The organism is Kitasatospora sp. NPDC101235 (genome assembly GCF_044767505.1).
GTDB lineage: Bacteria > Actinomycetota > Actinomycetes > Streptomycetales > Streptomycetaceae > Kitasatospora.
The window spans coordinates 188,486-201,043 of the sequence record NZ_JBIWNZ010000011.1 but is presented as its reverse complement, the minus strand read 5'-3'; the positions used below and the strand labels follow the sequence as shown (position 1 = coordinate 201,043).

Here is a 12,558-nt window from a genome sequence, read left to right as displayed (position 1 = left end):
AGGGTGTGGACGGGACGGATGGGGCCAACAGGGCGCCGGGCGGTGAGGAGGAGGCGGCGCTGGCCCGGATCGCGCTCGGACTGGACGGGGCGCAGGCGGCGCAGCGCGGCCGGACGGCCGAGGCCCGGGCCGGCTTCGAGGCACTCTGGGAGGCGCTGGGGGATCAGGACGTCTTTCACCGCTGCGTCGTCGCCCACTACCTGGCCGACCTGCAGGACGACCCGCGTGCCGAGCTCGAATGGGACCGGCGGGCCCTGGCCGCCGCCGACTCGCTCGGCACCGGGCGTGCCCGGACGTACGAGTCGGCCCTCCAGGTGCGGGCCTTCTACCCCTCGCTGCACCTCAACCTGGCCTCGGACCATCTCAAGCTCGGCGAGCCGGACCTGGCGCGCGACCAGCTCGAACGGGCCGTGTGCAGTCTGGACGCGCTGCCCGAGGGCGCGTACAGCGCGAGCATCCGGACGGCGGTGGACGAGCTGCGGCAGCGGCTGAGGTGAGTACCGAGGTGAGCGCCGGGGCGAACGCTGCGGTGAGCGCTGTGCTGGTCGGGGCGGTGGTTGCGGCGGTGAAGGCCGAGGTGAACGGGGCCGGCCGAGTCGGTCGGGGCGGGGCTGGCATCCTGGACTGGTGACTTCTCCTTCCGATGCTCCGACTTCCGCTTCTGTGACCCCTTCTGCGACGACCTCTTCTGCGACCCCGGACTCCGTGTCCCCCGCTCCCGTGGTCGACCCCGGCGACGCCCCGGATCGCGAGGACCGCGACGAGCGGCCGCAGTACGTGCTGCCGCTGGTCGTCCGGATGGAGCGGGCCACTCCGCCGGGCCGGACGGACGCGCTGGAGACCTCGGCGCGGGCGGTACTCACGCTGCTGGCCGACCCGCGGGTGACCGAGGCCGACGGCGAGTGGGCGGAGCGGGTCGCGGCCTGGGAGGACGCCCGGATCCGCAAGGTGGTCCGGCGGGCTCGGGGCGGGGAGTGGCGTCGCGCGGGCGAGCTGCCGGGCGTCACAGTGCACGGGCGGGAGGCCGAGGTGCGGGTGTTCCCGCCGATCCCGCTGGACGGCTGGCCGAAGGGCCTGGCCAAGCTCCAGGTGTCCGGGACGGATCTGGAGGAGACGGCCGAGGCCGGCGCGCCCGAGCCGGGGCTGCCGGTGCTGTGGCTCAATCCGGAGCTGGAGATGAGCGCGGGAAAGACGATGGCGCAGACCGGCCACGCCGCCCAGCTCGCCTGGTGGCGGCTGGACGACGCACAGCGCAAGGAGTGGGCCGAGGCCGGCTTCGCGCTGGCGGTCCGGACGGCCTCGCCGGAGGTGTGGGAGGAACTCGTCCGCAGCGGGCTGCCGGTGGTCCAGGACGCGGGCTTCACCGAGATCGCGCCGGGCAGCTGCACGGTGATCGCGGAGCACCCGGCGCTGCGGTGACGGGTGTGGCGGACGGCAGCTGACAGGCGACGGGGAACAGGCGACAGCGAACAGATGACAGATTTCGAAATCTGTCATCTGTTCGCTGCTCCTTGCCGGCCGTCAGCTGTACTCGTACCGCCGCATCGCCCGCAACCCGCCGTAGACCGCCGGCGCTGTCCAGAGCGCCATGATCAGCAGCCCGGTCCAGTGGCCGTAGTGGATGCCCGGCTCGGTCTGGGTGCGCATCGTGTACAGCCCGGCCCGGTCGGGCAGGAACTGGCCGAGCTCGCGGACGCCGGGGATGGCGGCCAGCCAGGTGGTGCCCAGGAACACCATCGGGGTCAGCAGGCCGAGCGCGGCGCTGAACTTGCCCAGCATCGCGGTCAGTCCGAGGCAGAGCAGCACCATCATCGGGTGGTACAGCACGCCGGCCAGGAAGCTGCGGGCCAGGCCCGGGGTGGAGAGGTCCAGGCCGACGGTGGTGCCGACGGCCAGGAACGAACCCGCCGTCGAGGCCAGCCCGAGCAGCAGGCCCAGCCCGGCGCCGAGCGCGAGCTTGGCGCCGTACAGTCGGCCGCGCCGGGGGACGGCGGTGAGCGAGGTGCCGATCATGCGGGTGTTGAACTCCTGCCCCATCAGCAGGATGCCGAGGCAGGCCACCGCGACGTGACCGAAGAGCAGTCCGTAGAAGATCCCGCCGGCCGGGTCCTCGCCGGGCGTGTGGTCCTTCGCCCCGTAGGCGGCACTGACGGCCGCAGTGATGCCGACCGTCAGTGCCAGGGCGACCAGTGGGGCCGCCCACTGCGAGGGCAGAGTGGTGAACTTGATCCGTTCGGCGCGCAGGGCGTCGGTCATCGTGCTCATGCTTCCTCCCATCTCCCGTTCGCCCGACGTCACTTGGTGCGCCGCAGGGCGCGCAGGCCGCCGTATGCGGCCAGCGCCGTCCAGAGCGCCATGATCAGCAGTCCGGTCCAGTGGCCGTAGACGACCTGCGGGTCGTCGGCGTACCGCAGGGCGTACTGGCCGGCCCGGTCGGGCAGGAACTGGACCACTCGGCGGACCCCGGGCACGCCGCCGAGCAGCGGCGAGAGCAGGAAGACGGTCGGTACCAGTACCCCCATGGCGGCGGTGAGGTTGCCGAGCAGCGCGGTCACCCCGAGGCAGAACACCACGAGCAGTGCCTGGTAGAGCACGCCGGCGACGGCGCTGCGGGCGAGGGCCGGCCCGTCCCAGGCACCCGGGGCGGTGGCCGCGTACCCGGCGAAGGAGCCCGCCGTGCCGAGTGCACCGACGACGAGGCCGACCAGTGCGCCGAGCGCGAGCTTGGCGCCGTACAGTCGGCCGCGCCGGGGGACGGCGGTGAGCGAGGTGCCGATCATGCGGGTGTTGAACTCCTGCCCGATCAACAGGATGCCGAAGCAGGTCAGGGCCGCCTGGCCGAAGTTGAGCCCGTAGAAGATTCCGACGCTCGGGTCGTCGGTGAGGTTGTGGTCCTTTCCGCGGAGGGCCGCGCCGACGGCTGTGGTGACCCCGGCGGTGAACACCAGGGCGAGCAGCGGGGTGACCCAGAGCGAGCGGAGGGTGGTGAACTTGATCCGCTCGGCGCGGAAGGCATTGACGGCGGGGGTCACGGCGGAAGTTGCGGCGGGGGTCACGGCAGGCGTCACGGCCGGGGCCGTCGGCGCGTTCATGCGGCGGCCTCCGCGCGGTACTCGACGCTGTCGGCGGTCATCCGCATGAACGCTTCCTCCAGGGAGTCCTGTTGCACGGCGATCTCGTACAGCACCACGCCGGCGGCGGCGGCGAGCGCGGCGATCCGCTCGGGTTCGGCGCCGCTCACCTCCCAGGCGCCGCCGTCGACTTCGGTGGCGTCGAGGCCATGGCCGGGGTCACCGAGCAGGGCGGCGAGCTTGGCCGGGTCGACGGCGCGGACCCTGATCCGGGTCCGGCCGTGGCGGTCGATGAACTCGGAGGTGGCGGCGTCGGCGAGCAGCCGGCCGCGCCCGATCACCACCAAGTGGTGGGCGGTGAGCGCCATTTCGGTCATCAGGTGGGAGGAGACCAGCACCGCCCGTCCCTCGGCGGCCAGGTCGCGCAGCAGGGTGCGGATCCAGCGGATGCCCTCCGGATCCAGGCCGTTCACGGGCTCGTCCAGCAGCAGCACCGGCGGGTCGCCGAGCAGCGAGGCGGCCACCCCGAGACGCTGGCGCATGCCGAGTGAGAAGCCCCGGATCCGCCGTCCGGCCGCGTCCGCCAAGCCGACCTGGCCGAGCACCTCGTCGACCCGTCGCGCAGGCAGCCCGTTGCTCGCGGCGAGCCAGCGCAGGTGGCCGTGCGCGGTCCGGCCGCCGTGCAGCGCCTGGGCGTCCAGCAGCGCTCCGACCGTCCGCAGCGGGTCGGGGAGTTCGACGTAGGGCCGGCCACCGATCAGGGCGTGTCCGGCAGTCGGCCGGTCGAGACCGAGGACCAGGCGCATGGTGGTGCTCTTGCCGGCGCCGTTCGGGCCGAGGAAGCCGGTCACCACGCCGGGTCGGACCTCGAAGGTCAGGTCGTCGACGACGCGCCGGCCGTCGTACTCCTTGGTCAGGCCCTGGATCTCGATCACGGCTCGCTCCCCTCGTCTCGTCGTCGGTGGTCTCCGCCGGTGCTCGCCGTGGTCGGCCCCGGGCGGTGGCTCCATTCGACCGGAGCGGGCCGGTGCGGCGGATCCCGCCGGGGCGGGGAGCCGCCTCCCTCCCGGGAGGGAGAGCACGGGCGACCGGAGCGGGAGCCGGGAGCCGGGGGCGACCTGGCAGGATGGCCCGATGTCCAAGGTCGCAGCGCTCAGGAGAGTGGTGTCCGGAACCGTCGTGCCGGGGAGTGCGGTGTCCAGGCTCGTCACGCCGCTGCTGTCCGGCGTCACGTACGCGCGGCTGCTGCACCTGCTGGTCGGGTGGATCTTCGCCGGCGTCGTGCTGATGATCTATCCGGGGACGTACCACAAGAGCCTCGGCGAAATCCTGATGGCGAGCATCCCGCTGGACTTCGTGCTGCTCGCGATGGTCGCCCTCATCCCGGCGGTGCGGCGCGCCGAGGGGGTGCAGGCGCGGCTGCTGCTGGTGCCCGAACGGGAGGAGGACATCGCCACCGAGCCCTCCCGAACCTGGGCCGACCGGCGGCGTACGGCGGGCTGGTTGATCGGCCGGGTCGGGCTCGGTGAGGTGGCCGGGTTGGTGCTGTCCTCCGGCGCCGCCGCGTGCTACGACCGGCTGACCGGTTCGGACGGGCTCTTGTACCTCCCGCTCTCCCCGGTGCTGGTGCTCGGTTTCGGCTGGTTCCTGGTGTTCGCCGGGCGAATCCAACTCGCCATGGCCGTACGGCTGCTGGGTCCCTCACCGGCGGAGCGGCTGGCCGAGGCCGAGCTGCGGGCCGAACGACTGTTGGAGCGCAACCGGTTGGCCCGGGAGCTGCACGACTCGATCGGACACGCGCTGACGGTGACGGTCCTCCAGGCCGGGGCGGCGCGCGAGGTCGGGGGCCCGGCCTTCGTCGCCAGGGCGCTCGAAGTCATCGAGGAGACCGGCCGGCAGGCCATGGAGGATCTCGAACGGACCCTCGTGCTGCTGCGCGAGACCCCGGCCGGGGCGAACGGCGTGGCCACCGAACAGCCCGGGATCGACCAGCTACCCGCACTGTTCGACACCGCCCGGGCGGCCGGCAGCCCGGTGGAGGCACGGGTCGAGGTGCGGCCGGGGACCCTGCCCGGAGTGCTCTCCCGCGAGTCGTACCGGATCGTCCAGGAGGGCGTCACCAACGCGCTCAAGTACGCACCCGGCGAACCGGTCGACATCCGGATCGCCGTACGGGAGGGCCAGTTGGAGCTGCGCTGCGCCAACCGGCTGCCCTGCGCCGGACGTTCACCGGCGGGCCCGGCGCGGCCCCCGGCGAGCGGGGCGGGCAGGGGCGCAACGCGCAAGGGCGGCAAGGGGCTGCGCGGCATCCGTGAGCGTGCCACGCTGCTCGGCGGGGAGGCAACGGCGGGGACGACGGCGGGGGCGACGGCGGCCTCGGCGACGGCGGCCTCGTCGGCGTCGGCGGCAGGACCGACCGGGGAGGGGACGGTGGAGTGGGTGCTGACCGTCCGACTGCCCCTACGCTTGGGCTCGTGACGAACGATCTTGATGCGGCCGGTTCCGATGCAGCAGGCCGTGGCAGGGGAACCGCCGGGATGACGGACATCCTGCTCGCCGACGACGAGGAGCTGGTCCGGGCCGGCCTGCGGGCCGTCCTGGAGGCGCAGGGGGACCTGCGGGTGATCGGCGAGGCGGCCGACGGCGCGGAGGCGGTCGCCCTGGCCCGCGCGCTGCGCCCGCAGGTGGTGCTGATGGACGTCCGGATGCCGGTGCTGGACGGCCTGGCGGGCACCCGCGAGCTGCTGCGCCCCGGAGCACCGGGGGAACGCCCCCCGCGGATCCTGGTCGTGACCACCTTCGAGAACGACGACTACGTCTACCAGGCGCTGCGCGCGGGCGCCGACGGCTTCCTGCTCAAACGCGCCCGCCCTGCCGAGATCGCCCACGCGGTGCGGCTGGTGGCGGCGGGCGAGTCGCTGCTGTTCCCGGCCGCGATCCGCCGCCTGGCGGCCGGGCACGGCAACCCGAGCGCCCGTGCAGCCATGGAGCGGGCTGCGCTGACCGAGCGCGAGGCGGAGGTGCTGCGACTGGTCGCGCGCGGCCTCAGCAACGGGGAGATCGCCGAGAAGCTGTTCCTCGGCGTGCAGACGGTGAAGACGCACGTCAGCAGCGTGCTGGCGAAGCTGGGCGCGCGGGACCGCACCCAGGCGGTGATCGCTGCGTACGAGTCGGGGTTCGTCGAACCGTCGGAGTGACCCCGCCGAGGTGATGCCTCCGGCGGGCTGTCAGGCCGGGTAGGCGTGGGTCTGGGTGGCCTTGACCGAGGCCCAGACCGCGACGCCCGGCGCCAGTTCCAGCTCGGCGACGGCGGCCGGGGTGAGGTCGGCGGCCATCGGCAGCTCGCCGGCGAGCTCGGCGCGGACCTGGTCGCCGTGCAGGTCCAGCCCGGTGACCTCGGCCTTCCACAGGTTGCGCGCGCCGGTCTGCGGGCGTTCCCGGTACAGCGTCACGGCGGAGGGCGGGAAGGCGACGAAGGCAGGCCCGTCCAGCTCCTCGGTGGTGGCCAGGACCGTTCCGTCCGGGAGCGTGACCCGGGTGCCCTCGGCCCGGCCCTGGTACAGGTTCAGCCCGACCAGCCGGGCGATGTAGTCGGTGCGCGGGCGCCGGGCGACCTCCGCGGGGCTGCCGGACTGCACCTCCTGCCCGTCCTCGATCACCACCAGCCGGTCGGCCAGCACCATGGCGTCCAGCGGGTCGTGCGTCACCAGCACCGCCACCGCCTCGAACTCGGCCAGGTGTCGCCGCAGTTGGGCCCGTACGTCGAGCCGGGTGCGCGCGTCCAGGGCGGCCAGCGGCTCGTCCAGCAGGAGCAGCCGGGGGCGTACGGCGAGGGCGCGGGCGAGCGCCACCCGCTGGGCCTGGCCGCCGGAGAGCCGGCCGGGGCGGACCGAGGCGTGGTCGGCCAGGCCCATCCGCTCCAGCCAGCCGGCCGCCTCGGCCCGTGCCTCGCGCCTGGGGCGGCCCTGGCAGCGCGGGCCGAAGGCGACGTTGTCGAGCGCGCTGAGGTGCGGGAACAGCAGGTAGTCCTGGAACACCACGCCGACCGGGCGCTCCTCGGCCGGGGTGTGTACGCGCTGTGCCGGGTCCTCCAGGAGGCGGCCGTCCAGGCGCAGGTGGCCGCCGGTGAGCGGGAGCAGTCCGGCGAGGGCGCGCAGGGCGGTGGACTTGCCGGCGCCGTTGGGGCCGAGCAGCGCCACCACCTCGCCGGGGGCGGCGGTGAGGGCGAGGTCGAGGGCGAACGCGGCGCGCTCGACCCGCAGACGGGCGTCCAGGGCGGGGCCGGAGAGGTTTTCGGTGCTCATCGGGGCAGCGTCCAGGTGTCCGGGGGAGTGTCCGAGAAAGTGGCCGGGGGCGCGTCCGCAACCGCGCCCGAGGTGATGCCCGAGAAGGCTTCCGAGGTGGCGCGTACGGGCGAGATGGTGCCCGAGGTGGCGCCCGAGGGGACGCGTGCGGACGGGGTCATGGCGTCGACAGCCAGCGGTCGCGCAGGCCGACCAGGACGGCCACGGAGACCACCAGGAGCACCAGCGACAGCGCGATCGCCGCCTGCGGGTCGGACTCCATGGCCAGGTAGACGGCCAGCGGCATGGTCTGGGTGCGGCCCGGGAAGTTGCCCGCGAAGGTGATCGTCGCACCGAACTCGCCGAGCGCCCGGGCCCAGGCCAGTACGGCCCCGGCGACGATCCCCGGAGCGATCAGTGGCAGGGTGACCCGCCGGAACGCGGTCAGCCGGGAGGCGCCGAGGGTCGCGGCGGCCTCCTCGTAGCGGGGGTCGGCGGCCCGCAGCGCGCCCTCGACGCTGATCACCAGGAACGGCATCGCCACGAACGCCTCGGCGATCACGACCCCGGTGGTGGTGAACGGCAGTGTGATGCCGAAGGCCGAGTCCAGCCAGGAGCCGACGATGCCGCGCCGCCCGAGCGCCAGCAGCAGCGCCACGCCGCCGACCACCGGCGGCAGCACCAGCGGCAGGGTGACCAGCGTCCGGATCACCCGCCGGCCCGGCAGCTCGGTGCGGGCGAGCAGCCAGGCCAGCGGGACACCGAGGACCAACGACACCGCGGTGGCCGCGGTCGCGCTGATCAGTGACAGGCGCAGCGCGTCCCACACGGCGGTGCTGGTGAGCTGCGCGGACAGCCCGCTCCACGGCGCCCGGATCAGTAGCCCGACCAGCGGCAGGATCAGGAACGCCAGTCCGAGAAGCGCCGGGAGCAGCAGGGTGACCGGGACGCGGTGCGTGCCCGGGCGGCGGCGCGGGCGGCGGCGCGGCAGGGTCTGTGCCGGTCCTGCCGGGCCGCTGCCGGTGGTCCGCGACTGGTGGTCCCGGTCCGGGCGGTTCTCCCCGAGGCCGGCGGTGCGGTCGCTCACGGCGCCTGGAAGCCCGCCGCGGTCAGCACCTGCTTGGCCTCGGGTGACTGGACGTACGCGACGAAGGCGGCGCCGCCGTCCTTGTTCGGTGCCTTGGCGACCGCGGCGATCGGGTAGTCGTTCACGGCCTTGTCGGTCTCGGGGAAGTCCACACCGTCGATCTTCGCGGCATCGGCCTGCACATCGGTGCGGTACACCAGGGAGGCGTCGACCTCGCCGAGTTCGACCTTGGTGAGCGCGCCCTTGACGTCCTGCTCCAGGGTGACCGGGGTGAGGTCGACGCCGGCGGCCTTGAGCGCGGTCTGGGCGGCGGCGCCGCACGGCACCTCCTTGGCGCACAGGGCGACCTTCACGCCGGAGGCGGTGAGGTCCTTGAGGCCCGCGACGTGCTTGGGGTTGCCCTTGGGGACGGCGATGGTGAGCGTGTTCCTGACGAAGGTCGTCGGCTGTCCGGCGGCGCCGCCCGCGTCCGTCACGGTCTTCATGGTGGCCGGGCTGGCGGCGGCGAACACGTCTGCCGGGGCGCCGGAGTTGATGCTGGTGGCGAGGCTGGAGCTGCCGCCGAAGTTGAAGGTGACCTTGGTGCCCGGATTGGCGGCCTCGAACTTCTTGCCGAGCTCGGTGAAGGTCTCCTTGAGCGAGGCGGCGGCGAAGACGGTGATGGTGCCGGAGGCCTTCGGGACGCCGCTGCCGGCGGCGGAGGCGTTCGAGGAGGCCGGGGAACCGGAGGACTTGCCGCCGTCGCTGCCGCAGGCGGTGACCCCGAGGCTGAGGGCGAGGGCCGCAGCGGCGGCGACGGCGAGTCTGCGGGTGGCGGGCGTACGGGTGCTCATCGGTGCTTCCCCTCCGGGGTGCGCGCCGGAAGGGGCGCGAGGGACTGGTCGCAGGTGCGGCCATTACGGCGATCATAGTGCCGCAAATGCGAGCGATAAATCCCCTGCCGGTTTGCACAGGAGGGGGCAGGCGCGGGCCTCCGGTCTGCTGTGGGATGGCTCGAACGGGCCTGGCGGGGGCGGCCCGGTGCGGGCAGACGGCGGCGGGCGGCGGGCGACGGGGGCGGTGCGGGTGGCGGGGGCGGTGCAGGTGGTGGGGGCGGTAGGGGTGTGCGGAAATTGCGTCGCGCCGTGGGCGGCCGGGCGGCCAGAGTGGTCGCCGTCCGTACACGCGGCCGGGTCGGTCGGATGCACCGCCGTGGCCGAACCAAGGGGAGGAGTCCGCCCATGTCCACGCTGCGCGTCACCGCCGAGAAGCTGATCATCCTGGAGCACCCGAACGCCGATGCCCTGGAGCTCGCCCAGGTCGGCCTCTACCGGGCGGTGGTCGCGAAGGGCATGTACCGGACCGGAGACCACGCCGTCTACATCCCGGAACAGTCCGTCCTGCCCGAGCAGTTGATCGAGGAACTGGGACTGACCGGCAAGCTGGCCGGCGCCCAGGCGAACCGGGTGAAGGCCGTACGGCTGCGCGGCGAGCTGTCCCAGGGCATCGTCTGCCGGCCCGTCGCGCTGGCCGGCACCGACCTGGCCGCCGCGGCCGAGCGCGGCGAGGACTTCGCCGAGCTGCTCGGGGTCGTCAAGTGGCAGCAGCCGGTGCCGACGTCGATGAGCGGTGACGTGGTCAGCGCGCCGGACCTGCTGCCCTGGGTGGACATCGAGAACCTCAAGCGCTATCCCGACGCCTTCGAGCCGGGCGAGCCGGTGGTGCTGACCGAGAAGCTGCACGGCAGCTGCTGCCTGGTCACGTACCTCGCCGCCACCGGTGAGGTGCAGGTGTCGTCCAAGGGCATCGGCGCGCAGGGGCTGGCGCTGGCCGAGGACGTGCGCAACCTGTACTGGCGGGCGGTGCGCGCGTACGACATCCCGGCGGTGGCGGCCCGGCTGGCGGAGCGCCTCGGGGCCGAGCGGGTCGGCATCTTCGGTGAGGTGTTCGGCGAAGGCGTGCAGGACCTGGGCTACGGCGCCTCGGCGCGCGCCGAGCGGCCCGGCTACGCGGCCTTCGACGTGTCGGCCCTGGTGGACGGACAGCTGAACTGGCTGTCGGCGGCCGAACTGCTGGACGGGGAGGTGCCGCTGGTGCCCGAGCTGTGGCGCGGGCCGTTCGACCCGGAGACCGTGCTGGGGTTCGCCCGGGGCAAGGAGACCGTCTCAGGACGTGAACTGCACCTGCGGGAGGGCGTGGTGGTGCGGCCGGTCACCGAGCGCTGGAGCCCGGTGCTCGGCGGGCGGGCGATCGCCAAGGTGGTCGGCGACGCTTACCTGACCCGTAAGGGGGGCACCGAATACGAGTGAGACGGGTCCGGATCCGGCCTGGCAGGTCGGCCCGGCCGGCGGGTCCGGGCGCGGCTCCTTTCGGGTGCCGGCTGCCCGTCGGTAGGGCCGGCGGGCGCATCCCTGGACAGAAGGAGTGCCGATGGCCGCCGAAGTCGTCCCCGTTGCCGTTCCCGTCCGCGCCCCCGTGCCCGCCCCCACCTCCGCGATACCCGTCCCGGCCGGGAACCGCCTGGTCGGATCGCTGTTCGACCTCACCCGCCGCCCACTGCGCAGCTACCTCGCGGCCCGCCGCGACCACGGCGACGTGGTGCGCTTCCAGGCCGGGCCGCCCGGGCTGCGGGCCGACTTCTACGGGGTGTTCTCGCCGGACGGCGTCCGCCAGGTGCTGGCCGGCGAGGCGGCCAACTTCCGCAAGGAGAACTCCTTCTACGACGAACTGCGGACCAGCGTCGGCAACGGGCTGCTGACCAGCCAGGACGCCGACTACCAGCGCCAACGCCGAATGGTGCAGCCGCTGTTCACCCGGCGCCGGGTGGACGGCTACGCCGACGCGCTCGCGCAGGAGGCGCAGTCGCTCACCGAGCGCTGGCGGGCGGTGCCCGGCGGGGTGGTGGACGCGGCCGAGGAGATGTCCCGGTTCGCGTTGCGGGCGGTCGCGCGCATCCTGTTCGGCGCCGACGTGGAGGAGGCGGTGGCGGTGGTGCACCGCAGCTTCCCGGTGCTCGGCGAGTACGTGGCGGAGCGCGGCTACGCTCCGGTCCGCCTCCCGCGCACCTGGCCGACCCCGGCCAACCGGCGCGGTGCCGAGGCCCAGCGGGCGCTGTACGGGGTCTGCGACCGGATCATCGCCGAACGGGCCGCGCGCGGCGGCGGCAACGAGGGCGTGGACGACCTGCTCACCCTGCTCGGGCGGGCTCGCGACGACAACGGCGATCGGCTGGACCCGGGCGAACTCCGCGACCAGGTCCTGGTGTTCCTGCTCGCCGGGCACGAGACCACGGCCACCGCGCTGGCCTTCGCGCTGCACCTGCTGGCGATCCACCCCGAGCACCGGCGGCTCGCCCGGGAGGAGGCGCGGACCGTCCTGGCCGGGCGGGCGCCGACGGCGGCGGACCTGGACGCACTGCCGTACATCACCCGGGTGCTGAAGGAGGCGATGCGGCTCTACCCGTCGGCGGCCCTGGGCGGGCGGCGGGCGGTCGCGGAGACCGTCATCGACGGGTACGTGATCCCGGCCGGGGCGCAGGTCGTCGTCGCGCCGCTGGTCACCCACCGGCACCCGGAGCACTGGGCGGACCCGGAGCGGTTCGACCCGGACCGCTTCCTGCCGGAGGCCGAGCAGGCACGGCACCGCTACGCCTGGTTCCCGTTCGGCGGCGGGCCGCGGGCCTGCATCGGGCAGCACTTCTCGATGCTGGAGGCGGTGCTGACGCTGGGGGTGCTGCTGCGGGACTTCGAGGTGGAGGCGGTGGACCGGCGGGTGGCACTCGCCCAGGGGATCACGCTGCGGGCGGCGAGCCCGATGCGGATTCGGGTGACGGCGGCCGGCTGACAGGCGGCAGACAGCCGGGTAAGTAGCCGGGTAGGCAGTCGGCAGGTGACAGAGCTCGACGGACGGAGTTCAGCGGACAGATAACAGATTTCAAACTCTGTTATCTGTCCGCTGTCGTTCGCGTGCCGTCACCTGCGGGTTGTTCGCCGCTCGCCGCCCACTGGGCAGACGACAGGGCCATTCGAACACACCGCCCCCGTCCTGCGGGCAGCTTTTCAGATCTTTGTCTGGCCGATTCCGGCCCCTCGATAGCGTCCCAGGCACCCCAGGACGGAAGCGCACATGCGAGTGGCAT

12 protein-coding genes are annotated in these 12,558 nt (G+C 73.8%); 6 read left to right on the top strand and 6 right to left on the bottom strand.

Translation table 11 applies throughout. From position 1 onward, the window contains the following. The first annotated feature begins 5 nt into the window (after positions 1-5). Together ACIRRH_RS20350 and ACIRRH_RS20345 are read left to right on the top strand one after the other, a co-directional pair. Positions 6-497 (top strand): hypothetical protein, encoded by a 492-nt coding sequence (locus ACIRRH_RS20350; protein ID WP_403069008.1) that lies wholly within the window; start codon positions 6-8, stop codon positions 495-497. Positions 498-705: 208 nt separating this feature from the next. Next, positions 706-1,419, top strand: a complete 714-nt coding sequence (locus tag ACIRRH_RS20345) for a peptidyl-tRNA hydrolase (RefSeq protein WP_403069005.1) — start codon at positions 706-708, stop codon at positions 1,417-1,419. A gap of 102 nt (positions 1,420-1,521) precedes the next feature. On the opposite strand, the gene ACIRRH_RS20340 is transcribed toward ACIRRH_RS20345, so the two are convergent. Genes ACIRRH_RS20340 through ACIRRH_RS20330 form a run of 3 tightly spaced genes read right to left on the bottom strand, consistent with a single transcriptional unit; the run spans position 1,522 to position 4,006 of the window. Then, positions 1,522-2,265: a hypothetical protein gene (locus tag ACIRRH_RS20340; RefSeq protein WP_403069002.1), complete on the bottom strand. Its 744-nt coding sequence runs from the start codon at positions 2,263-2,265 to the stop codon at positions 1,522-1,524. Between the two features lie 29 nt (positions 2,266-2,294). Continuing rightward, a complete protein-coding gene (locus ACIRRH_RS20335) occupies positions 2,295-3,092 on the bottom strand; it encodes an ABC transporter permease (RefSeq protein WP_403068999.1) in 798 nt (265 codons plus the stop codon). Next, a complete protein-coding gene (locus ACIRRH_RS20330; RefSeq protein WP_403068996.1) occupies positions 3,089-4,006 on the bottom strand; it encodes an ABC transporter ATP-binding protein in 918 nt (305 codons plus the stop codon). Before ACIRRH_RS20330 ends, ACIRRH_RS20335 begins: the two co-directional genes overlap by 4 nt. 199 nt (positions 4,007-4,205) lie before the next feature. Between ACIRRH_RS20330 and ACIRRH_RS20325 the strand changes: the two genes are divergently transcribed. Continuing rightward, positions 4,206-5,549, top strand: coding sequence for a sensor histidine kinase (locus tag ACIRRH_RS20325; RefSeq protein WP_403068993.1), 1,344 nt, complete (start codon positions 4,206-4,208; stop codon positions 5,547-5,549). A gap of 59 nt (positions 5,550-5,608) precedes the next feature. Continuing rightward, positions 5,609-6,268, top strand: a complete 660-nt coding sequence (locus ACIRRH_RS20320) for a response regulator (RefSeq protein WP_403068990.1) — start codon at positions 5,609-5,611, stop codon at positions 6,266-6,268. Between the two features lie 30 nt (positions 6,269-6,298). On the opposite strand, the gene ACIRRH_RS20315 is transcribed toward ACIRRH_RS20320, so the two are convergent. From ACIRRH_RS20315 to modA, 3 genes are all read right to left on the bottom strand, one after another. Next, positions 6,299-7,375, bottom strand: a complete 1,077-nt coding sequence (locus tag ACIRRH_RS20315; RefSeq protein ID WP_403068987.1) for an ABC transporter ATP-binding protein — start codon at positions 7,373-7,375, stop codon at positions 6,299-6,301. A gap of 157 nt (positions 7,376-7,532) precedes the next feature. Further along, positions 7,533-8,345, bottom strand: coding sequence for an ABC transporter permease (locus ACIRRH_RS20310; protein WP_403069204.1), 813 nt, complete (start codon positions 8,343-8,345; stop codon positions 7,533-7,535). A 92-nt stretch (positions 8,346-8,437) separates the two neighbouring features. Beyond that, the gene (gene modA, locus ACIRRH_RS20305; protein WP_403068985.1) at positions 8,438-9,274 is read right to left on the bottom strand and encodes a molybdate ABC transporter substrate-binding protein; all 837 of its coding nucleotides are present in this window, start codon (positions 9,272-9,274) and stop codon (positions 8,438-8,440) included. A 387-nt stretch (positions 9,275-9,661) separates the two neighbouring features. Between modA and ACIRRH_RS20300 the strand changes: the two genes are divergently transcribed. Both ACIRRH_RS20300 and ACIRRH_RS20295 read left to right on the top strand, forming a co-directional pair. After that, the gene (locus ACIRRH_RS20300) at positions 9,662-10,729 is read left to right on the top strand and encodes an RNA ligase (ATP) (RefSeq protein ID WP_403068982.1); all 1,068 of its coding nucleotides are present in this window, start codon (positions 9,662-9,664) and stop codon (positions 10,727-10,729) included. A 121-nt stretch (positions 10,730-10,850) separates the two neighbouring features. Further along, positions 10,851-12,263 (top strand): cytochrome P450, encoded by a 1,413-nt coding sequence (locus tag ACIRRH_RS20295; RefSeq protein WP_403068980.1) that lies wholly within the window; start codon positions 10,851-10,853, stop codon positions 12,261-12,263. Positions 12,264-12,558 lie beyond the last annotated feature (295 nt).

Excerpts from the sequence above, each read along its gene's own strand:
- ACIRRH_RS20335 (WP_403068999.1), bottom strand. The coding sequence starts at position 3,092 with ATGAACGCGCCGACGGCCCCGGCCGTGACGCCTGCCGTGACCCCCGCC.
- ACIRRH_RS20320 (WP_403068990.1), top strand. The coding sequence starts at position 5,609 with ATGACGGACATCCTGCTCGCCGACGACGAGGAGCTGGTCCGGGCCGGC.
- ACIRRH_RS20300 (WP_403068982.1), top strand. The coding sequence starts at position 9,662 with ATGTCCACGCTGCGCGTCACCGCCGAGAAGCTGATCATCCTGGAGCAC.
- ACIRRH_RS20315 (WP_403068987.1), bottom strand. The coding sequence starts at position 7,375 with ATGAGCACCGAAAACCTCTCCGGCCCCGCCCTGGACGCCCGTCTGCGG.
- modA (WP_403068985.1), bottom strand. The coding sequence starts at position 9,274 with ATGAGCACCCGTACGCCCGCCACCCGCAGACTCGCCGTCGCCGCCGCT.
- ACIRRH_RS20340 (WP_403069002.1), bottom strand. The coding sequence starts at position 2,265 with ATGAGCACGATGACCGACGCCCTGCGCGCCGAACGGATCAAGTTCACC.
- ACIRRH_RS20295 (WP_403068980.1), top strand. The coding sequence starts at position 10,851 with ATGGCCGCCGAAGTCGTCCCCGTTGCCGTTCCCGTCCGCGCCCCCGTG.
- ACIRRH_RS20325 (WP_403068993.1), top strand. The coding sequence starts at position 4,206 with ATGTCCAAGGTCGCAGCGCTCAGGAGAGTGGTGTCCGGAACCGTCGTG.